The 20,979-nt window shown below is 35.4% G+C and carries 18 protein-coding genes and 1 pseudogene; 11 read left to right on the forward strand and 8 right to left on the reverse strand.

What is annotated here, in order from left to right:
* The first annotated feature begins 18 nt into the window (after positions 1 to 18).
* Entirely contained in the window at positions 19 to 585 is a 567-nt protein-coding gene (locus tag DCC35_RS01230) for a hypothetical protein (RefSeq protein ID WP_137089068.1), read from the forward strand.
* Here the strand turns inward: DCC35_RS01230 and DCC35_RS01235 are convergent.
* Complete coding sequence (locus tag DCC35_RS01235; protein WP_137089069.1) at positions 577 to 975, reverse strand: Hsp20 family protein; 399 nt, start codon at positions 973 to 975, stop codon at positions 577 to 579. The genes DCC35_RS01230 and DCC35_RS01235 overlap by 9 nt on opposite strands.
* A 95-nt stretch (positions 976 to 1,070) precedes the next feature.
* On the opposite strand from DCC35_RS01235, the gene DCC35_RS01240 reads away from it, so the two are divergent.
* Positions 1,071 to 2,828 (forward strand): M14 family zinc carboxypeptidase, encoded by a 1,758-nt coding sequence (locus tag DCC35_RS01240; RefSeq protein ID WP_137089070.1) that lies wholly within the window; start codon positions 1,071 to 1,073, stop codon positions 2,826 to 2,828.
* 115 nt (positions 2,829 to 2,943) lie between these two features.
* Here the strand turns inward: DCC35_RS01240 and DCC35_RS01245 are convergent, their stop codons facing one another.
* Both DCC35_RS01245 and DCC35_RS01250 read right to left on the reverse strand, forming a co-directional pair.
* Positions 2,944 to 4,605 carry a carboxypeptidase-like regulatory domain-containing protein gene (locus DCC35_RS01245; RefSeq protein WP_137089071.1) on the reverse strand — a complete coding sequence of 554 codons (1,662 nt, stop codon included), beginning with the start codon at positions 4,603 to 4,605 and terminating at the stop codon, positions 2,944 to 2,946.
* A 162-nt stretch (positions 4,606 to 4,767) separates the two neighbouring features.
* A complete protein-coding gene (locus DCC35_RS01250; RefSeq protein WP_137089072.1) occupies positions 4,768 to 6,363 on the reverse strand; it encodes a hypothetical protein in 1,596 nt (531 codons plus the stop codon).
* Between the two features lie 293 nt (positions 6,364 to 6,656).
* On the opposite strand from DCC35_RS01250, the gene DCC35_RS01255 reads away from it, so the two are divergent.
* Positions 6,657 to 8,063 carry an MATE family efflux transporter gene (locus DCC35_RS01255; protein ID WP_137089073.1) on the forward strand — a complete coding sequence of 469 codons (1,407 nt, stop codon included), beginning with the start codon at positions 6,657 to 6,659 and terminating at the stop codon, positions 8,061 to 8,063.
* Positions 8,063 to 8,299, forward strand: coding sequence for a hypothetical protein (locus tag DCC35_RS01260; protein ID WP_137089074.1), 237 nt, complete (start codon positions 8,063 to 8,065; stop codon positions 8,297 to 8,299). The genes DCC35_RS01255 and DCC35_RS01260 overlap by 1 nt, the downstream gene beginning before the upstream one ends.
* A 42-nt stretch (positions 8,300 to 8,341) precedes the next feature.
* Here DCC35_RS01260 and lgt read toward each other — a convergent pair whose 3' ends face one another.
* Positions 8,342 to 9,199 (reverse strand): prolipoprotein diacylglyceryl transferase, encoded by an 858-nt coding sequence (gene lgt / locus DCC35_RS01265; RefSeq protein WP_137089075.1) that lies wholly within the window; start codon positions 9,197 to 9,199, stop codon positions 8,342 to 8,344.
* A 169-nt stretch (positions 9,200 to 9,368) separates the two neighbouring features.
* Here lgt and DCC35_RS01270 point away from each other — a divergent pair, with 169 nt between their 5' ends.
* The 5 genes and pseudogenes from DCC35_RS01270 (at position 9,369) to DCC35_RS21120 (ending at position 14,143) form a co-directional block, all read left to right on the forward strand.
* On the forward strand, positions 9,369 to 11,024 hold the full coding sequence (locus tag DCC35_RS01270; RefSeq protein WP_137089076.1) for a hypothetical protein: 1,656 nt from the start codon (positions 9,369 to 9,371) through the stop codon (positions 11,022 to 11,024).
* A gap of 128 nt (positions 11,025 to 11,152) precedes the next feature.
* A complete protein-coding gene (locus tag DCC35_RS01275) occupies positions 11,153 to 11,605 on the forward strand; it encodes a MarR family winged helix-turn-helix transcriptional regulator (RefSeq protein WP_137089077.1) in 453 nt (150 codons plus the stop codon).
* Positions 11,606 to 11,644: 39 nt separating this feature from the next.
* Positions 11,645 to 12,067 carry a DoxX family membrane protein gene (locus DCC35_RS01280; protein WP_137089078.1) on the forward strand — a complete coding sequence of 141 codons (423 nt, stop codon included), beginning with the start codon at positions 11,645 to 11,647 and terminating at the stop codon, positions 12,065 to 12,067.
* Positions 12,068 to 12,234: 167 nt separating this feature from the next.
* Positions 12,235 to 13,080, forward strand: a complete 846-nt coding sequence (locus DCC35_RS01285) for a UDP-2,3-diacylglucosamine diphosphatase (RefSeq protein ID WP_137089079.1) — start codon at positions 12,235 to 12,237, stop codon at positions 13,078 to 13,080.
* Positions 13,077 to 14,143: pseudogene (locus DCC35_RS21120) on the forward strand (glycosyltransferase family protein). The gene DCC35_RS01285 and the pseudogene DCC35_RS21120 overlap by 4 nt, the downstream one beginning before the upstream one ends.
* A gap of 9 nt (positions 14,144 to 14,152) precedes the next feature.
* Here DCC35_RS21120 and DCC35_RS01300 read toward each other — a convergent pair.
* From DCC35_RS01300 to DCC35_RS01315, 4 genes are all read right to left on the reverse strand, one after another.
* Complete coding sequence (locus DCC35_RS01300; protein WP_137089082.1) at positions 14,153 to 14,839, reverse strand: response regulator transcription factor; 687 nt, start codon at positions 14,837 to 14,839, stop codon at positions 14,153 to 14,155.
* 181 nt (positions 14,840 to 15,020) lie between these two features.
* On the reverse strand, positions 15,021 to 16,445 hold the full coding sequence (locus DCC35_RS01305) for a zinc-dependent metalloprotease (RefSeq protein WP_137089083.1): 1,425 nt from the start codon (positions 16,443 to 16,445) through the stop codon (positions 15,021 to 15,023).
* Positions 16,446 to 16,564: 119 nt separating this feature from the next.
* A complete protein-coding gene (locus DCC35_RS01310) occupies positions 16,565 to 17,431 on the reverse strand; it encodes a DUF5117 domain-containing protein (RefSeq protein ID WP_137089084.1) in 867 nt (288 codons plus the stop codon).
* A gap of 78 nt (positions 17,432 to 17,509) precedes the next feature.
* On the reverse strand, positions 17,510 to 17,998 hold the full coding sequence (locus DCC35_RS01315) for a DUF6702 family protein (protein ID WP_137089085.1): 489 nt from the start codon (positions 17,996 to 17,998) through the stop codon (positions 17,510 to 17,512).
* Between the two features lie 86 nt (positions 17,999 to 18,084).
* Between DCC35_RS01315 and DCC35_RS01320 the strand changes: the two genes are divergently transcribed.
* Together DCC35_RS01320 and DCC35_RS01325 are read left to right on the forward strand one after the other, a co-directional pair.
* Entirely contained in the window at positions 18,085 to 18,654 is a 570-nt protein-coding gene (locus DCC35_RS01320; RefSeq protein ID WP_137089086.1) for a HupE/UreJ family protein, read from the forward strand.
* 44 nt (positions 18,655 to 18,698) lie between these two features.
* The gene (locus DCC35_RS01325; RefSeq protein WP_137089087.1) at positions 18,699 to 20,912 is read left to right on the forward strand and encodes a M1 family metallopeptidase; all 2,214 of its coding nucleotides are present in this window, start codon (positions 18,699 to 18,701) and stop codon (positions 20,910 to 20,912) included.
* Positions 20,913 to 20,979 lie beyond the last annotated feature (67 nt).

Below are 20,979 nucleotides of genomic sequence, written 5' to 3' on the forward strand. Positions count from 1 at the left end.
AATTTCTAGATTTGAGCCATGTCTTCACATCACGTAATCAGAGAAGGTCAGGAGCCAGCGATCTATTTAAGGAATAGTAACAGTATAATTCTTAAAGTTCTTCATAATCTACTTGAATGGAGTCCTTACCTAATTGTCAATTCCGAAACTATAAGCTTTTGTAATGCTCATGGCATAAAACCGGATGCTATTGTGAACGAAACAACAGATGACATTGACTTTTTTATAGAAAAAATTCCTTATATAAATAATTCAACTGATCTTGATCGCATCCAGGATTGGCTAAAAAATAAGAATTGCGATCAGTTATTGATATTTGATGACATTAATGAATTAAAAAGCCTGATAAGCGGAGACCCTTTATTTGGTGTTATCGATAGAGATATTAAATACTCGATGATCAGAGATAATATTGCCAAATGGTTTCCTGAAGGACAAAGATTGACATTGATCAAATCTGAGCCAGAACAAAAAATAGAATATATTGGTCTTAAAAAAACAAATCAGGCCTTTTTAGTAGAAACTAAAGGCCTGATTAAATTAAGTTCTAATAATTTTTTTTACCTGGGTGAGCATTTAGAATGATCTACCATCAGGATATTGTTTAACATTAATCTTTTTATAAAATCCTCCACCATCATGGTTAAAAGGAAGGTTAACAACTAATTTCTCATCTTCTCCATAAGCTTCAATACGCTGATAATCAACATCTCTTGGTAAAGTCACCATGGCATATACCCTGGGAACTTTAACATTTGATTCGTAGGTATCAATAAATTTACTAACGGTCAATTTATCATTAAATATATCTACGTTGAGTTCATCAGGATTTATCCCCGGAACTCTGACAATCAACCTGTAATTATCTTTTAATCGCTTAAAATTAACTTTGGCTTGTACACTACCTCCATTAATTGTATTCATGAAGTCCGTTGTTAACAATAGTTCTTTTGGAATTTTGTTATAAATTTTCATATCAACCTCAACTTTCTTCAATTAATTCATGATATTTAGTGCAAAGTTTGTTCCAAATAATTTTTTCATTTGTTATGACAAATAAAATAGCCAAAATGTCATCTACAACACCTTTAAAAGACTTTCTGTCAGCATCTACACTTTTATTAATCGTTTTTACTTTCTCATTTAATTTTGCATCGGGACAAAACTCTACAGTTTTTGAGCAATCCGGGGGAACAAAAACAGCTTCCTACGAGGAGGGTATAGAATTTTATAGAAACCTTGCGCAAAAACACACTTCCATTCAAATGGATTCTGTCGGAATAACAGATTCAGGAAAGCCTCTTCACCTGGTTACTTATTCTCAAAACGGTGTTTTTAACTTTCCTCAATTACACAGAAATAATAAGAAAATATTAATGATCAACAATGCCATTCATCCGGGAGAACCTGATGGTGTAGAGGCTTCTATGATGCTTTTGAGAGATGTCGCAAATGGAAAAATCGATATTGATGAAGATATAGTAATTGCTATTATTCCATTTTATAATATTGGAGGAGTTTTAAATAGAAACAGTTATACCAGGGCGAACCAAAGTGGCCCGGAAGAATATGGGTTCAGAGGCAATTCAAGAAACTTTGACCTTAACCGGGATTTTATAAAATCTGATACTAGAAACGCTTTTGCTTTTCAAAATACATTTCATCGGGTAAAACCACATCTGTTAGTAGACACACACGTTTCCAATGGCGCCGATTATCAGTATGTGATGACAATGGTTTATCCACAAAAAGATAAACTGGGAGGAGCTACGGCAAAATTGCAAGAGGAATTATTAATGCCTTTCCTGTTTGAGAAAATGGAAAAAGCAGATTTCCCAACTGTCCCCTATGTCAATGTCTTTGGAAGAACGCCGGATTCAGGCTGGAGGCAGTTTCTCGATGGTCCGCGATATTCATCAGGCTATGCTGCTCTTTTTCAAACTATTGCTTTTCAAAGTGAAACTCATATGCTAAAACCATTTAAGCAAAGAGTACTTGCTACCTACGAATGGTTAACAGCTTGCTTATCTGCTCTTGAAAAACACGGTGATGAAATAGTTGAGGCTCAGAAAAAAGATCGCCAGAATTTAATGGATCAAACAAGGTTTTCCCTTTCCTGGGAAATTGATACTACAAATTACCAGATATTAAACTTCAAAGGATACGAAGGAGAGATCATTAAAAGTGACATATCAGGTGGAGAACGTTTGTATTACAACCATGATAAGCCGTTTGAAAAAGAGGTGAAGTTCTATGATTCGTATAAGCCTAAAAATATTATAAATGCACCCTCACATTATGTAGTCCCTCAACAATGGCATGAAGTAATCAGAAGATTGAAAAATAATGATGTAGCACTCAACCCGATACAAAAAGATACCTCTATTTTAGTGGCTGCATATACTATCGAAACCTATGAAACCAGCCGGATGCCATATGAAGGGCATTACCTTCACTATAATGTGAAAATAAGTAAGGATCAAAAACGGGTAAACTTAAGAAAAGGAGATTACCTGATTGATGTAAACCAACCTTCCAAACGATACATCATCGAAGTTCTCGAACCAGAAGCGCCGGACTCATTTTTTGCCTGGAACTTTTTTGACACAAAGCTCCAGCGCAAAGAGCATTTTTCGCCATATGTGTTTGAAGACCTGGCAAAGGAAATACTAGAAAATGATCCGAAGTTAAAACAAGTCTTAGAAAATGCGATCAAAGAAAATCCTGAATTAGAAGGCAATGCCTACGGTCAGTTAAAGGTGATTTATGAAAACTCTCCTTACTCGGAGGAAGCATATATGGAATATCCGGTTTACCGAATCGAGTAAAAAGTATAAATGATCAAAGCCATGGTTAAATATTATTATTAAAAGAAGGCATTTATGTCAGATATTGCCTTACTCAACCATAGCTTTATATAGCTTAGGCGCGAATTAGAAATGTTTATAACTTTTCACAATGTTTATTATACAAACTCAATGCACCCTGATCATAAACTTTGATTTTGTTTAAGTCGGTGCATCCCTTTTTTATATCTCCGATTTCAAAATACATGCCTGCTCTATCTAGATAATACTTTATTTCTATAGGATATTTATCTATAGCTTTTGAAACCAGTTTTATTGCTTTTTCTATATCTCCTTTTTTATATTTTTGCAGGGCTCTAAAATGTAATTGATCTGCATTATGCATAAAGTGAGAACTTTCTAAGTAAAATGGAACTCTCACCTTAACTTTAGTTTCAGGTGGTATTTTGCCTCGTGAAAATGTCCAATTAGGCATTTCAGATATTATTCTTAATGCTTCACGGTCAAGCTTTTCAGTGAGTCCTGATAAAATTCTTTTATCTAATATTTTTCCATAATCATTGATTGTAATTTCTACAAATACATTACCACCAGTTCTATTTGGTGGGATATCATATTCAAAATCCTTCCTGGTCTTTTCAATAAATCTTTGAAGTGCTTCGTATCCACCGGGAAATCGGGGTGTAGCATTCATTAAATTATGCCTTTCGGAATTATCTGAAATGTTATAATTAATCAAAACACCCTTTTTATATTTTTCCGGAATTTTCTCTACATATTGCTGACTATTCTGAGTGCTATTGTCAATAATATGAAAGGGAAGGTAAACTTTTATCGGTTCCGGTAACAACTCATATCTATTTAAGTCCCACCCTCCGAAGGAAGTAATAGCATTTTTTATATTCTGTTTAAATTCTTCATGAGCTGAGCTACATTTAACATCCGTTATTTCACCATTAATCTGAATTATAAACTCAGTTATGACAGTGGTGCTAACATTTCTATTTCGCAAGTCAAAAGGGGGGTCAATATCTTTTATCAACCTATCATAGAATAAACTCAGCATTTCACTGGTTAACCCAGCTTCTTCAAAATATATTGGTTCGATATTTTTATTTCCGTAAGATACAGGAAAGCTTACACGTTGAAAAGTAGCCATATCATTCTGTATAGCTGGTAACCAGGAGTCCATTTTATACAATGCCCTTTTCAAAATTTCAGACTCTTTAATTCCTTTCGGGAAAACTTCTAAATTCATTATTTCTGCTGTCTCACTGATGGTAAACTCAAGGACAGCATCAAATGCTCTTTTATCAAAGGAGGAGTCAGAGACAACGTGCTTTTCAAATTGAGTATAAAACTCCTGCCAACCACCTTTATATGAAACATCAGCATAGGGACCTCTTTCTGATGGTGATATTTCTAAGCTGTCTTGAAATGGCAATTGAACATTACTTTCAATATCCAACCTTGGCATAGCTGAAATTGACGGTTCTATAATAACAGCGAACTTATCTTTTTCGGGAATAGAAACCCTTGACCTTTTGAAAGCAACATGCTCAATCCATAAAAATTTAGTATTATAAGATATTTCTAATTGAAAATATCCTAAGGCATTAGTATGAGCTGACGTTAGAGATTTTTCTACAAACACTTTCGCATTGAGAACCGGCTGCTGGGTTTGTTCATTATAAACTCTTCCTGTGATCTTTCTAACTTGGGCATAAGTTAAAACAGGGTTCATTAACCAAAAGACTAATACAATAGAAAGCTTAAACAATAGAATTTTTCTTAGCATATTTTATCCATAGTGATTAAAAAACTCTGCTCTAAAAATGAAATTATGGTTGAATTAAAAAGTGAAAGACAAATTTAAGTAATATTATACTTAATGCCTTTCTGGAGTATTTAACCAAATGAAAAAGGGACCAGAATATGGCCCCTTTTATCATAATGTTTTTTATTGACCTAAATTCTCATTACCGGAATTAATTAACTCTAAGAGCAGAAAGCATTCTTTCCTTCCTTTCATAGTATAAATAAACCGTCGGTTTTCATCAAGTTGATGGCCTTTAATTGGTTGGTAATAAAGCTTAACTTCATCTTTTTCAAAAAGAACACTTTTTTCAACATTTGCATTTTCATCTACCCTTACCAATAATGTAGCTAAACCATTATAACCACCTGCAGCCTTTGCCTTTTCACCTTCTTTCAAATTTATATTTGCTTTAGTACCATTATACAACAAATAAACATCATTTTTATTAACAAAAGCATTATAGGAACTCACATATTTAAGACGTTGGTCTTTTGCAATCTTTTTCCCCCATAAAAAATCACCTTTTGAAGACAATTTAACAATCAATATATCTTCAAAATGATGATATTCATCAACATCATTGGAACTCAGGGTAGAAGGAGGAGGTCCCATAAAGTTTCTAAATTTATGATTAATTATCTTTTGATTAAGTGACTTATAATAAACGTTTGAATAGTATGACTCGCAAGTAAGCATTACGGAACTATCGTCTAATACTAAAACATTATCTAAATAATAATCTTTTAATTCTATTGTATTCTCTGATTTTAAATTGTCAGGATACATTTTCCTAATTAAATCAGGAAGCCACTTTTCAATAATTTCATTATCCTCTCTGTCAAATTTCAAGTAGTAAATCCCATCTACATCTCTAGCATTTGAGTTTGAGAAGTATCCTGAACAAATAATATTTCCTTCATGATCTAATTGCAGCTGTAAATCATAAAACCTTTCATCATCTTCACCAATATCAGTTATATTTTTATCAACTCCTTTTTCTAATATCTTGACAAGCCTATAATTATTTTTGTCTGATTCATCAGAAGCATCTTCAGTTAATACATAATAATCACCCTTTTTATTAACTTTTATATTTCTTAAAACAATGTTTTCTGAATATTCAGAAAAAGCAATGTTTTTTTGCCAAATTTCATCAAAATTTGAATTGAACATCTTCACATCATATACTACGTTTTTACTTGAGTTACCTGGAAAAATAGTAGTAATAGCTACTTTACTCGAATCAGGTGAAAAGTTTATTATAAAATCATAATTACTACTCAATAAGGGGATGCTTTCTATTCTACTCAAAATTTTATAATGGCTCTCATCAACCTCAAAAGTGTTTTTATTCACTTTATGAGCCACAAGGTCAAGTCCGTTAGTTTCTTTGTTTTTAACAGAAGAAATTGCTGTTAATTGACCATTCAAAAGCAGCAATTTTTGGATTGCACATTTTTTACCGTTTACCTTGACTTTGAACTCTTCTTCTTTAACCTCATTCAGGTTGTTATCTAATTTTACAAAATAGGTTTTGGTGTTAAATGCTAAAGCTTGCGAATTTACTATATAATGTCCATTCTCATCATGACCGGCATAGTGTTGGAAAGATTCCTCAGCTCTTCTTCGCTGTTTCTCTCCCCATTTTAAATCGTATTGTATATTTCCCTTTTGGGCATAGGTGTGATTATTAAAGAATAATAAAGCGACAAAAAGCGCTAAACAGATCTTTTTCATAGTTTAAAAAATTTATAAGCTCCTAATTGACAAAAACTTAAGACAGTTTATAACAAGTTATTCTAATAACTGTCTTAACATGCAAATTAAATTGCAGTTTCAAATTTCGGAAAATATGAAAGGAGAAAAAATCAATTAATGAAATAAAATTCTTATTTTTGACAAATTACATTTCACTCATGATTCTATTCATGCCAAATATCCCCGTCACCCCCGAGGTGAAATAAACTGAGAAGAAAACTTATTCTTCTCATCTGAAAGTCAATTCTTTCTCATTATTTATTTCAATAGGCATGAATAAGTTTTTACAAAAATCTCGTCATATATTATCTATTTTCCGGCAGTCATTGAGTGGAGAAGATTACTCATTTACATCAGGAAGCCTGAAAAAAGCACTTTTTATCCTTGCTGTACCGATGATTCTGGAAATGATCATGGAATCATTGTTTGCAGTAATCGATATATTCTTTGTCAGTAAAGTAGGCACTAGTGCAGTAGCCGCAGTAGGACTTACAGAAACTGTCATTACACTAGTTTATTCCCTGGCAATCGGAATCAGCATGGCTGCTACAGCTACAGTTTCCAGAAGGACTGGAGAGGGAAAGCCACGTGCTGCATCTAAGGCGGCTGCTCAAAGTATGATCGTTGGACTATCTGTTTCTATTGTTTTAGCAATAGTTGGACTAACATACGATCAGGAAATATTGTTATTAATGGGAGCAAGCCCTGAACTTGCTGAGTATGGCAGTGTATATCTACAATGGATGTTTGGAGGAAACATCTTCATAGTGTATCTGTTCGTCATTAATGGAATATTCCGTGGTGTGGGCAAACCACATCTGGCTATGCAGTCTTTGTGGTTAGCAAATGGACTTAACATCATCCTTGACCCTTGTTTGATTCTTGGATTATGGATCTTTCCTGAGTTAGGATTGAAAGGTGCAGCCATTGCAACAAATATCGGACGGGGTGTTGGTGTGCTCTTTCAGTTATACCACTTATTTAAAGGACGACACTCATTAAAATTAAAGTTGTCAATGTTCCTTCCTAAAATATTACTGCTTAAAAGATTAATCAAAATTTCTGCAGGGGGAGTGGGACAGATGCTGATCAGTTCTGCTTCATGGATATTCCTGGCAAGAATAGTTGCCGAGTTTGGCCAGGCAGCATTTGCCGGGTATACAGTAAGTATTCGTGTTATTATTTTCGCTATCTTACCTGCATATGGGCTTGCCAATGCCGCTGCAACGATGGTTGGGCAAAACCTTGGTGCTAATAAACCATTGAGGGCTGAAAAATCAGTTTGGCTTGCAACCAAGGCGAATTTCATTTTCCTTGGTATTCTGGCTTTAGTCTTTGGAATATTCGCCAGAGATATTGTGAATTTATTCGATGATACACCTGAGGTGGTTAAAATAGCGACGCTTAGTTTACAAATAATTTGTGTTGGATATATACCTTTTGGGTTCGCTATGGTACTAAGTCAATCCTTTAACGGAGCGGGAGATACAAAGACTCCCACTGTCATTAATTTTATATGTGAATGGGTATTTCAGATCCCTTTGGCATATCTTATGGCTAAAACTTTTGGTCTTGGTCCGTATGGTGTATTTTTGACCGTTGCATTGACATCACTAGTGATGGCAAGCTTATTTTTTATTAGATTCAGAAAAGGAAACTGGAAAACTCAGAAGGTGTAATGGATAATAAAAAGCTTTTTATTTTAGATAGAGTGGCGTCAATGGGATTTTTTATAACATTGATCATTTACATGAACTATAAGTCACTAACAGTATTGTTGGTTACAACTTACGTTTTATTAGTAACTGCCATCGTGACCAAATATTTCCTGTTTAAAAGATCAGGCCAGAAAGTGTATTTATTATTTGCCTTTCTTTACCTGGCCCTCGTCGCAGCAGTATTTTATTTTAAATAACATAAAAAAAGCCATGATTCGAAATCATGGCTTTTTATATAATTAGTCCGATTGCTTTTTCTTTTTCATCCCCAGTTTAGGAACTCCCGGAGGTTTATTCCATTGTTTATACATGACATATAATCCCCCAAGGAAAAACGGAATACTTAGAAGCTGCCCCATGTTTATGAACATATCATCTTCAAATGATTTCTGATTGGCCTTGAAAAATTCTAATACGAACCTTGCTCCAAATAATAAGACGAAGAATAGTCCAAATATCACCCCTCTACCAAGCTCCTGATATTTTTTATGATATAAAATATTCAAAATTATAAAGATTCCCAGGTAAGCAAGGGCCTCATATAATTGTCCGGGGTGCCGGGGCACGTTATCTACCTGAACAAATATAAATGCCCAGGGAACGTCTGCTGGAGCACCAACAATCTCACTATTCATCAGGTTCCCTAACCTAATACACATTCCTGCAAGTGGACCAACCAATGCAAGCATATCAAGCAACCACCATTTTTCAATTTTCTTGTTTTTTGAAAACCATAACAGTGCTAATAACACTCCTAAAATACCTCCGTGACTTGCCAGACCTCTGAAACCAGTAACCTCAAATTCAGGTTCGAATCTAAAAGGTAAAAATATCTCAAGTGGATGTTGAGAAAAATAATCCCAGTCATAAAAAATACAATGCCCAAGCCTTGCACCAATTATAGTACCCAGAACTACATAAGTAACAAGAGAATCGAGATAGTCCTGCTTAAGTCCCTGGTTCTTAAAGTACTTGTTTAAAATGATATAACTTAAAATAAACCCTCCGGCAAATAGCAGGGAATAATAGTGTATGGCCAAACTTCCCAGGTCGATTAAAATTGGGTTTGGATTCCACTCTATAAAATTTAATAGCATATTTAAGTTCTGATTAAATTACTCTGGCAAATATAAAGGTAAATATTAATGAAGCTAAACCAGTCGGAGAAAATAGCCGATTATTAATGATTTTTTAATTTAAATAATACATCATGCTCTCTAAAATTATATTATTTTGTTATTTTGAGGTGAATTTTTAATATACGAGATGAGACTGTTATTTTTAATCGCCATCGTAATAAATGGATTTTTTAACTGCCTGGGGCAGGAAAAGCCTACCGTAGTAAGGCAGGTTACATATATAAACCTTCAGGATTCTGCTAATCAACCTTTCTTCAAAAGCGGCATGGAACTTTCCAAGATATTGATTGAGGCATGCTATGAAGGAGATTTGGACGCATACTATATCGATTATAAAGATAATAGTAAGATCATTGAACTGTCTCCGGAAGAAGTTGCAAATGCTCTTACCGCTGAAAGCGATGGAGAAGTAAACCCAAAGCTTTTTAATGCATGGGATGACGATAAAAGATACTCAAAAGGCGATATTGTTCTTTTCGAGGACATGCTATACATGGCTACAAAGAATGTTAGGGGAAGAAATCCTAAAAAGAATAAACGGTGGAAACTCGTAGATTCAGGAATCGGTCAAATTCCTTATAATTCTCTTTACCTTATGGGTATTGACGAAACTGTTCTGACTCATTCAGGTAATATCAAAAGATTATACAATTACATTAACTTATACCTTCATCCTTTACAAACCGGAGAAGACATTGAGTACCTGGTGTCATTTGAATTTGACGATGTCAGAAAGTATTTAAATAAAAACGACCAATTCATGTGGTATAGAAATAACCACGGATCTTGGTGGTCAGGGTCTGTTTTCAGTGATCCCGGATTAAATTATCTTCATCATACAGATTTTCTGGACGACGTTCTTCACGTTAGTAAAAACACATCTTTAAAACCTTTTTTACTCGATCAGGAAGGATATAGAGTCGACGTTCCGATTGATAATCTCAGTTCCCTACAAGAAAATGATTATTATTTGTCATTTGTAGAAGATGGGGTGATTAATGGTGAAAATATCGACTATATCGAGGTACTTAATAATGAAGGTAAATTAATTTCATTATTTGATTTCTCAGAATATAAAGCTGCGGTTTCGAAGATGTATCAGATCCAGTTTACTCCGATAATTTGCACTTTCGATATAGCTCTGATTCAGCGATACTTTCAAACAAGCTCTCTCTTCAATCCGATGGAAATTGGAAGAAACGGGGTATTTCTTTATGACGAATCAACTGAAGATCCATTATCTCAAAGCTTTACATTCGGTACTGAAACTGACTTCACACCTGTAGAAATCAGTGGACCTTTTGAAAATGAAAAAGTATCACGACTCATTCCGGGTATTCCTGGAACAGAGGCTATCGAAACCGGTTTTATGGATGAACTGGTTAAGGCTATCATTAATAAGGAAATCGAAGCTTATGAATCATTTAAGTTTGAAAAAGCCTTAAGCCTGAATTCTTTAAAACAAATCTGGCAGGATGCTAATAAGAATGCAATTGATAGTAGTAAACCTTTGGAACTACACTTTGATCACTATCAAAATGTACAGTTTGATAAATTTGGTCAAAATAAAAAATATGATTCAGAGGGATTAGCAGTAATTATTCCATATTGGGCCAATCCTGCAGGTTTTGACCAGCCTTTAGCGTATTTCACCTGGAAAGATATCAATAAACTTTTCAGAAATCAGGATAAGTATCCGAATGGAAAAGCATTTCTGAATGCCCTTGAAAATGATGATCTTCAAACAATCTACCTGTATAATACTTACATCCGAACAAAATAAAGCAGTCCGTTTTTTGCTTAGTAAACTGAAAGTCAAAGACTTGTTTAAACAAAATTTTTAAATGCGAGTTGTTTATTCATTGATATTTGTTATACTATAGCTATATTTGTTTAGACAAAATTTGTAATATGAAGATAGAGGAGGCAATTAAAACAAAAGGACTGAAAGACAATTATGAAAAATTATTTGTCAACATCATCTACACCAGCAACTGGTTCAAGTCAAAATTAAAAGATTTATTTAAGCCTTACGGAATAACTCAAACCCAATACAATGTACTCAGAATTCTTCGTGGGAAATATCCTGAGCCATGTAATCCTGGGTATATTACGAGTGTAATGATCGAAAAAATGTCTGATGTAACCCGACTCATCGATCGCCTTATTGAAAAGAAACTGGTAAAAAGAATGGTCTGCGAGACAAACCGTAGAATGGTTGAGGTATATATTACTAAAGAAGGTTTAGAACTACTGGAAAAACTTGAACCAGTGGTTGAAAAATCTAGAGATGACCTGAAAGTTTTAACAGATGATGAGGCAAATCAGCTCAGTCATTTATTAGATAAATTGAGAGGGCATTAATTTTTAACCCAAATTCATTTTTCATATAATAAATCAACAATGATCACCCAAATTTCATTTTTACAAGATCCATGGACTGTCGAATTAATCATCAAGATATGTCTTTCACTTTTTTTGGCTATTTTATTTTTGCAGTCGGGATTAGATAAAATTTTTAACTATAAGGACAATGCAGACTGGTTGAAAGGGCATTTTGCAGAAAGCCCAATTTCAGGATTGACACCATTAATGATACCGCTGATTACCCTACTTGAAACAGCCGCTGGTATTCTTTCAGCAATCGGAGTTGTTATGCTAGTTGTTTCTCAATCTGGTACTTTTGCGTTCATAGGTGCTCTATTGAGTACCATAAGCATTATCAGTTTGTTTTTCGGCCAAAGATTAGCCAAAGACTATGAAGGGGCAGCAACCTTAACAGGTTATTTTCTGATATGTATTGTCACAATGTTTATGTTTATATAACAGATCCAAAATTATTTAGAAGGGCCGGTAAATCCGGCCTTTTTTATTTTCAATTAATATTAATAACATCTACTAAACAGTAACTCCTCAAAAGAAAACACTTTCATCAATATCAGGTAATAATTGACTAATACTGTACCCTTACTTTTGTGTAAAACCATAATAATATGGACTTCAAAAGAAAAGTCGAAGTATTAGTTCTTTCTGATATTCATCTGGGTACTTATGGATGTCATGCCGATGAGCTTCTAAAATACCTCAAAAGTATCGACCCTGATACAATTATCCTTAACGGAGATATAATCGACATATGGAATTTCAAAAAAAGATATTGGCCCAAAAGCCATATGCTTGTCTTAAAAAAATTCATGTCAATGATTGCCAAGGGAAAAGATGTCATTTATATCACTGGAAATCATGATGAGACCATCCGTAAATTTTCAGGTTTTGAGTTATCTGGATTAAGAATAGTTAACAAATATTCCATGACGATTGGAGGAAAAAAAACCCTCTTATTTCATGGGGATATTTTCGACGTGGTCATGGAGCAAGCTAAATGGCTGGCTAAATTAGGTGCTATAGGATATGATGCGCTTATATTACTAAATCATTTAACCAACAAAGGATTAAAACTCATAGGAAAACCTCCAATCTCAATGAGTAAAAAAATCAAAAACTCTGTAAAAAGTGCAGTTAAATTCATCAATGATTTTGAAAAAGTTTGCGGCGAGCTTGCTATTGAAAACGGGTATGATTCTGTGGTATGCGGCCATATACATCAACCGGCTATTAAAAAAGTATCATGCGAAAAAGGATCCGTCGATTATCTCAACTCCGGGGATTGGATCGAAAACCTTTCATCTCTCGAATACGCAAATGGGGAGTGGAGACTATATGATTTCAGAAAAGACACCATTGCATCATCAATAAAAATTGAATCTGAAATAAAATCAGCATTAAACAACAAGCAATTGTTCTCTGTGCTTCAACAGCAATTTTATAATGCATCATGATTAAACGACCGAAAGTTTTATATGCCATTCAGGGTACTGGCAACGGACATATTGCAAGAGCACGTGATCTTGTTCCAAAATTTGCTCATTATGCTGACCTTGATGTTGTAATTAGTGGTAATCATTGTGAAGTAGAGCTCGGTTACCCTGTAATGAAAAGCTACCAGGGGCTGGGATTTTATTTTGGAAAGAGGGGTGGTATTGACTGGGGAAAGACACTTCGCAAAAACAACATCAGAAAATTTATTAAAGAGATATTATCGATTGATTTGACTCAATACGATTATATTATCAATGACTTTGAACCTGTTACTGCGTGGGCAGGAAAATTAAAAGGATTACCTGTTATTAATCTTTCCCACCAGGCAGCAGTTATTTCAAGGTTATCTCCGAAACCCTCGGAGAAAGACCGTGCCGGTCTGACGATATTAAAACATTATGCTCCTTCAAATATTTCCTTTGGTTTTCATTTTAAATGCTATGATCAAAAAATATATACTCCAATAATCAGGGATGAAATTAGAGCCCTAAAACCACGACAAATAATCACTTTACGGTTTACTTACCCGCATTAGGTGATAAAAAAATCATTAAAGTGCTTTCAAAAGTAAAAACAGATCACGAATGGCATATCTTTTCAAAACATGCTAAACAACCTTTCAGTGTAGATAATATTAAAATTGAACCTGTTAATAATCAAAAGTTTATTCATTCTCTGGCTTCCAGTAAGGGAATATTATGTGGGGCCGGATTCGAATCTGTCGCTGAAGCTTTTTTTCTGGGCAAAAAAGTAATGGCTATTCCTATGAAAGGACAATACGAGCAAGCCTTAAATGGAGCTGGAATCAAAGATATGGGACATCAGGTTATCAAGTCTTTTAAAAAGAAAAGAGTCCCTGCCATTGAAGCATGGATAAATTGCCCGGCACCTTCCAGGGTTAATTATCCGGATAACGCTTATACCGTTGTAAATGATGTAATGAGATATGCTAAGAAACATTTTATAAAAAATGCGGAATCACCTTTATCAGCAACTCCGCATCATATTTCTCAGCCAGTTTAGTTGGAAACTTTAATAATCAAATTTATAACCGACTCCTTTGATCGTCTTAATAAAACGATCTCCTAATTTTTCTCTAATCTTTCTAATATGAACATCCACTGTTCTCTCGGCTACAAATACATCAGCACCCCAAACATGGTGAAGTAAGATGTCTCTTCCGAAAATGTTATTACTGTTGCTTGCAAGGAAATATAACAGGTCAAATTCTTTTTTCGCCAACTGGATCACTTCTTCGCCAACTCTTACCGTATAGCTGGCTTTATCAATCATAAAATCTTTAGTCTCGATCTTTGTCCGGTCATCAACAGTTTTAGTTTCTCTTTTGAATAAAGACTCTACCTTTTTAAGCAGTGCCCTGGGTTTAATCGGCTTAATTATATAATCATCCCCTCCCACATCAAAAGCAGCTACCTCTGAATATTCTTCACTTCTCGCAGTAAGAAAGAAAACAAAGGTTTCTTTAAACTTTGGGATATTTCTGATCTGTCTGCAGGTTTCGACCCCGTCAATATCGGGCATCATGATATCCAGAATAATTAGATCCGGATTAAAATTTTTAGCTATATCGATGGCTTCCTTGCCGTTGGTAGCTTCCTGAACCTGGTAACCGGCACTGTTGAAATTATATGATAATAATTCTACTACATCCGGTTCATCATCTACAATCAAAATTTTTTTATCTGTAACAGCAGGCATTTGGTTGGTATTTTAAAATGACACCGCTAAGTTCTCATTTCTATATTACCTGAATGTTAATAGTCTTTTAAAGTTGCTTTAAGTATATCCTTGCTATATTAATTCAAGAAAAGAATCAAAATATCATTTGTCTCAAGTCTATTCTTACGAAATAAAAAAAGCTTCTTCTCGGAGCTCTCAATTAATAACATTTATAACCTGAACCAATCGGACTACCATCCGGTATTTTTGGAGGAGAAACAGGTATTGATTTCAGATCTCCATCCAGATATTGTTTTATATAATTTGACAACAATTGATCTTCAGGACTGTCAGAATTATCCAATAATTCTTTTAATGCCTCAAGGAAAACCAGGCATTCTGCTTTCACTGACACCGAAGAAATCGGGTTTTCTTTCAATGCTATTATTCTTCTCATAAACTGATTTTTCACTGTATGCATAATCTGATCTCCGAGTTCAGAATTACCAATTTCATTATCAATTTGATTTGATATGCGACTGAACACATCTTTTACAGAGATGAGTTTATCATTCCTGCTACTTTGTATCGCCAGGCGATTTATTCTCTGTGGATTTAATAATGCATCGAAAGTAAATGAAGAAGCTGTTTCTGCAATCCCAACCGGATCCAGAACAGGATCTGTTTTACCCATTAATGATTCCCGCCCTTTTCTGTCACCAAAAGATTTTGGAGGTATTACAGACAATATCCTGTCACTCAGCTGAAGATTTTCAAGTGAAATTGTCTCCAAAATAGCAGATAAAGCTTCATTTTGTATTTCAGGAGAAACAGGTTCATTTATCAATTCTCCTTCACCTTTTACATTATATCGATAATCTACCCCTCCGATAAGCTTCACTGCTGCCTCCAGCTGGTATCGATGGTAGAAATACAACGGCGCGAGCATTTCTTCTAAATCTGAATAAGATCTTCCTTCTGGCAAATTGTCCGTGCCAAATTTATCAAGTGCGATTTTTCTTATTTTCAAAACTCTTTGTAGTTCCTCATCAGGCCGTAAGCCATTATCCCACAAATGGGTTTCCGGATGAGCGCCGTAAATTGGTCTGGCATCCTGATCAGAAAGAAAATAGACCCCTTTTTCTACAGCCTCATTGATAACTTCTTTTCTTTCTTCCTCTGAATGAGCTCCATAACCAAAATTAATAGCCACTTTATCCCATTCCCCGATTCCAACATCATAGGCAGAATCAAAATTTAACTGTCCGTCTGCGCCCTCATAAACATAAGGATGAGGATAATCCATCACGGATTCTCTTCCATAAGAACTTGCTGCATAGTTATGTGCTAATCCCAGGGTATGACCTACTTCATGAGCAGATAGCTGTCTGATCCTTGCAAGTGCAAGAGCCATATGAGGAGCTGTATTTGGATTAAGCCCATAAGCTGGCACAAGAGCCTGAGCGATCAGGAAATCCTGCCTTACTCTTAAAGAACCTAAAGTCACCATTCCTTTTACTATCTCTCCGGTTCTGGGGTCTATCACCTGAACCCCATAAGACCACCCACGGGTTGATCGATGTACCCACTGAATAACATTATACCGGCTATCCATCGGGTGAATAGAGTCTGGCAATACCCTCACTTGAAAGGCATTTTTAAAGCCAGCAGCTTCAAATGCCTGGTCCCACCATCTTGCGCCGTCTAATAAAGCGGAACGAACAGGTTCCGGTGTTCCTGGATCTAAATAATATATAATTGGTTCTACCGGCTCAGAAATTTCGGCATCCGGATTTTTTTGATTAATCTATGCTTTGTGATGAATCGTTCTTCAACCGGTTGATCAATCGGTGACGCATAATTATATTTCCTTATTCCGAAATAGCCTCCTCCCGGATGAAATTTCACTGGGTCAAAACCTTCTTCAGGCAAAGCAACGAAACTATTCCTAACTTGAATAGTAACAGCTTCGGGTGATGGAGTTACGCTCCTGATTTCATAGTCCTTAGGCTCACCTCTGAAAGTAAGCATCGCCTCAAGCTCTGTATTTCGAGGGAAATTAAAGCTATTTTCAGCTAAAATCACTGAGGCTTTCTTGTCGAGAGAATAACTACCCTGGCCCTGATCTTTTAAGGTTTTTGCAATATTATGGGCGTCTCTTGTAATGAATTCTGTTATGTCGATCCAGTCACCATTTGAGCTTCCGGATTTCTTCTTTTCGATAGAAAATGAGGCAATCACCGATTTTGCAAAAGCTTCTTCTACCGCTCTAACCTCTAAACTATTATCAGAAACAGCTACATAACTGGAGTTCGGCTCAATTAAAAGGACTTTATTTCCGTATTTACTAAACTTCACCATCCGTGAATTACCTAGCTGTCCCCGGTCTAAGCCGATATCATTTGAACCAATACCAGCAGTCAGACTATTTAAATAAAGAAAAAGACTATCGTAATGCTCGACTCTCAAATATACCTTTTGAGACTCTACATCAATTTTATAATCAAAAAAGCCTTTGGTGACTTTTACTTTTTCTTCCTCAGATTGATCAGAAGTAGTTTGATTTGCTGATGCACAAGCTGAGAATATTAAAAGGCAAACGAATAACCTGATTACTTTTATATGATTCATCGTGTGTTTTATTAGTTCAGTGTATAAACACCAAATTACTAAAACACGCGATGAAAACAATTAATTTGAAGAAGGTAGTTATCTTTCAAAAATAACGTAAGGATTATCCTCATGTAATCGGGCACTGGTCACTTCATCATTATAGTTAAAATGTATAATATTAGACTGGTCATCATATTTCTCAAAAATGAGTGTGTTTCTGACGAAGAGCTTTGAAACAGTCTGTACATTTTCAACTTCCAGAAATACCATTAAGGCATCCTGATCTAACTGTGACCCAAGGTATTTTAGAGGTGTTTTCTCATCATCAACTCTCAGTTTAAAATTCTTTAAAAAATAAGGTTTCAGAATATTATCAAGTTCTCCTGATTTTGATAATGCGATCACATCCAGAGTTTCTCCGGTAACATCATTCAAAGCTAACTCGAGATCATCCAAAAAAACACGAGAGGTAATTTGAAGTGCTTTTTGATCCTTTTTGTGAACAATATCGGTTACACTTACGTGAAATGGATGTAGACTCCAAAAAAATGATAATATTGCCGTTAAAAATATTTTTGCCGCCATATTAGATAGTTTATATATGTAAAGTTACTATAGTTTATTAATATTGAACTTTTAAGGAGTCACAAAAAATATACCTGTTTTAAAATATGGATAACTTTTTGCTCTATTTCGAGCTGGGTCTCAGGCACATATTAGATATTAATGGTTATGACCACATTTTATTTGTCATTGCTTTAGGTATCATATTTATGTTTCGGGACTGGAAAAGAGTTTTGGTTTTAGTTACTGCTTTTACCGTAGGTCATTCAATTACACTGGCTCTGTCAGCATTTGACCTGATTGATTATGATCACAGGAAAATTGAAAAACTGATCGTATTAACAATTTTAGTTACCGCGGTAGCGAACCTTTTTAGAAAGAAATATTCTGAAAATAAAAAGTTAGTGAGCATGAATTCCGTTCTTGCTTTATTCTTCGGATTAATACACGGGCTTGGATTCAGCACTTACTTCAAAACGCTTCTCGGGAGAGAAAAATCAATAATCGGACCATTATTTGCGTTTAATATTGGTCTGGAAGTTGGCCAGATTATCGTGGTATTGGCAGTTTTGATTACCACATCACTCTTTGTTAATCTTGCAGGAGTCAGGCGACGCGACTGGGTATTAATTATATCCTCTGCTGTTGCCGGAATAGCGGTCAGTTTTTTAATTTAGAATACAACTTAACTATTCAATAAATTAACAATAAACAATACATTATGAAGAAAGTATTTCTATTGTTTTCTTTAGTATTTATCTATGGCACTTCATTTGGCCAGGGTAAATATGAAGGAAAATTTGAACAATTGGGATCACTGCTACGTTCTCCAAATGTTTACCGTACAGCCTCCGGGGCTCCGGGACCGGAATATTGGCAGCAACGAGCAGACTACAATATCGATGTAACGCTTGATGATGACAGGCAAACCATTACAGGTAGTGAAACAATAACCTACTATAACAATTCTCCAAACCCTTTAGGCTACCTATGGGTACAACTTGATCAAAATATGAGAGCAACTGATTCTCATACTCCAAAAGTTGCGACAAGCGGGATGAGAGATACGCTTTACAGCAAATGGGTACCTGGAATTGAATTAAATGATTATGAAGGTGGTTATAAAATCAAATCAGTAACTGATGAGAATGGGAATGATCTTAAGTATTTCATCAATAAAACAATGATGCGAGTTGAGCTTCCATCTGTGATGAATAGCGGAGACACCTTCGAATTTAATATCGAGTGGTCTTATAATATCAATGACAGAATGAGTGATGGCGGCCGTTCAGGTATGGAGTATTTCCCTGAAGACGACAACTATCTGTACACAATCGCTCAGTTCTATCCAAGAATGGCTGTTTACAGTGATTTTGAAGGATGGCAGAACAAACAATTCCTTGGAAGAGGGGAGTTTGCCCTACCATTTGGTAACTATGAAGTATCAATCACTGTTCCTTCAGACCATATCGTTGCCTCAACTGGTGTTTTACAAAATGAAAAAGAAGTTCTTACGAAGAAGCAAATAAATCGCTTCGAAAAAGCTAAAAAATCATTCGACGAGCCGGTTCTTATTGTAACAGAAGAAGAGGCTATCGAAAATGAGAAAGAAAAAGCTAAGGATACTAAAACCTGGGTGTATAAGGCAGAGAACGTAAGAGACTTTGCATTCGCATCATCGAGAAAATTCATCTGGGATGCACAGGCTGTAAAATTATCAGACGATAACACTCCTTTAGCAATGTCTTACTACCCGAAAGAAGGGAATCCTCTTTGGGAAGAAGAGTCAACTAAAGCAGTAAAAAACACTTTAGAAACTTATTCTAAGTATACTATCGAATACCCATATCCGGTTGCTATTTCTGTTCATGCAGCATCTATCGGTATGGAGTACCCAATGATCTGTTTCAACTTCGGTCGTCCAGACAAGGATGGAAACTATTCTGAAACAACTAAATACAGAATGATCGGCGTGATTATTCACGAGGTAGGACACAACTTCTTCCCGATGATCATAAACTCTGATGAGCGTCAGTGGACATGGATGGATGAAGGTTTGAATACTTTTGTTCAGTACAGAACTGAAGTAGAACAATATGACAACTTCCCTTCAAGAAGAGGGCCTGCAGCAAATATTGTAAGGTACATGAAAGGAGATAAGCAGTTTATCAGACCAATCATGACCAACTCTGAGCAAATTCTACAGTTTGGAGCCAACGCCTATGCAAAACCTGCTACTGCATTAAACATCCTTCGCGAGACTGTGATGGGACCTGAATCATTTGATTATGCATTTAAAGAGTATGCAAAGAGATGGGCATTTAAACACCCGACTCCAGCTGACTTGTTCCGTACAATGGAAGATGCTTCAGCAGTAGATCTTGACTGGTTCTGGAAAGGATGGTTCTACAGCACTGATCACGTAGACATTACAATAGAAAAAGTAAGATGGTTCAAGTACACTGAAGATAAAGAAAAACTTGAAAACCAGGTGAGTGTTTCTGCTTCCCAGGAGCCAGGAGATGCTTCTGAAGGTGAAACGGCATTAGAAGATCCAATGTATTTCACTATCACAGACACTCCTGACAGATACTATGGTGAGTTCATGAATCGAGTAGATGATAAAGAAATCGTAAACAAAGCAAAAGACAAAAACTTCTACGAAGTAACATTCGAAAATGAAGGTGGTCTTGTGATGCCGATCATCGTTGAATTCACTTATGCAGATGGAACTACTGAAACTCAAAAAGTTCCTGCAGAGATCTGGAGAAGAAACGAAAATGTTGCGGTAAAAACTTTCATTACTGAAAAAGAAGTAACAAGAATTACGGTTGATCCTAATCTTGAAACTGCTGATGTAAATCTTGAAAACAACGTGTATCCACGAAAAGATGTAAAATCTGCCTTTGATAAATTCAAGGACGGAACCGACTAAATAACATTAACAAACGTTTACATAAAAGAGGCCGGTGAATTCCGGCCTTTTTTTTACTTTTGTGTAA

The organism is Mangrovivirga cuniculi, assembly GCF_005166025.1.
Taxonomy (GTDB): domain Bacteria; phylum Bacteroidota; class Bacteroidia; order Cytophagales; family Cyclobacteriaceae; genus Mangrovivirga; species Mangrovivirga cuniculi.

What these genes read in the sequence shown, in the direction of transcription:
- DCC35_RS01230 (WP_137089068.1), top strand. Translation starts at nt 19, where the DNA reads ATGTCTTCACATCACGTAATCAGAGAAGGTCAGGAGCCAGCGATCTAT.
- DCC35_RS01235 (WP_137089069.1), bottom strand. Translation starts at nt 975, where the DNA reads ATGAAAATTTATAACAAAATTCCAAAAGAACTATTGTTAACAACGGAC.
- DCC35_RS01240 (WP_137089070.1), top strand. Translation starts at nt 1,071, where the DNA reads ATGTCATCTACAACACCTTTAAAAGACTTTCTGTCAGCATCTACACTT.
- DCC35_RS01245 (WP_137089071.1), bottom strand. Translation starts at nt 4,605, where the DNA reads ATGCTAAGAAAAATTCTATTGTTTAAGCTTTCTATTGTATTAGTCTTT.
- DCC35_RS01250 (WP_137089072.1), bottom strand. Translation starts at nt 6,363, where the DNA reads ATGAAAAAGATCTGTTTAGCGCTTTTTGTCGCTTTATTATTCTTTAAT.
- DCC35_RS01255 (WP_137089073.1), top strand. Translation starts at nt 6,657, where the DNA reads ATGAATAAGTTTTTACAAAAATCTCGTCATATATTATCTATTTTCCGG.
- DCC35_RS01260 (WP_137089074.1), top strand. Translation starts at nt 8,063, where the DNA reads ATGGATAATAAAAAGCTTTTTATTTTAGATAGAGTGGCGTCAATGGGA.
- lgt (WP_137089075.1), bottom strand. Translation starts at nt 9,199, where the DNA reads ATGCTATTAAATTTTATAGAGTGGAATCCAAACCCAATTTTAATCGAC.
- DCC35_RS01270 (WP_137089076.1), top strand. Translation starts at nt 9,369, where the DNA reads ATGAGACTGTTATTTTTAATCGCCATCGTAATAAATGGATTTTTTAAC.
- DCC35_RS01275 (WP_137089077.1), top strand. Translation starts at nt 11,153, where the DNA reads ATGAAGATAGAGGAGGCAATTAAAACAAAAGGACTGAAAGACAATTAT.
- DCC35_RS01280 (WP_137089078.1), top strand. Translation starts at nt 11,645, where the DNA reads ATGATCACCCAAATTTCATTTTTACAAGATCCATGGACTGTCGAATTA.
- DCC35_RS01285 (WP_137089079.1), top strand. Translation starts at nt 12,235, where the DNA reads ATGGACTTCAAAAGAAAAGTCGAAGTATTAGTTCTTTCTGATATTCAT.
- DCC35_RS01300 (WP_137089082.1), bottom strand. Translation starts at nt 14,839, where the DNA reads ATGCCTGCTGTTACAGATAAAAAAATTTTGATTGTAGATGATGAACCG.
- DCC35_RS01310 (WP_137089084.1), bottom strand. Translation starts at nt 17,431, where the DNA reads ATGAATCATATAAAAGTAATCAGGTTATTCGTTTGCCTTTTAATATTC.
- DCC35_RS01315 (WP_137089085.1), bottom strand. Translation starts at nt 17,998, where the DNA reads ATGGCGGCAAAAATATTTTTAACGGCAATATTATCATTTTTTTGGAGT.
- DCC35_RS01320 (WP_137089086.1), top strand. Translation starts at nt 18,085, where the DNA reads ATGGATAACTTTTTGCTCTATTTCGAGCTGGGTCTCAGGCACATATTA.
- DCC35_RS01325 (WP_137089087.1), top strand. Translation starts at nt 18,699, where the DNA reads ATGAAGAAAGTATTTCTATTGTTTTCTTTAGTATTTATCTATGGCACT.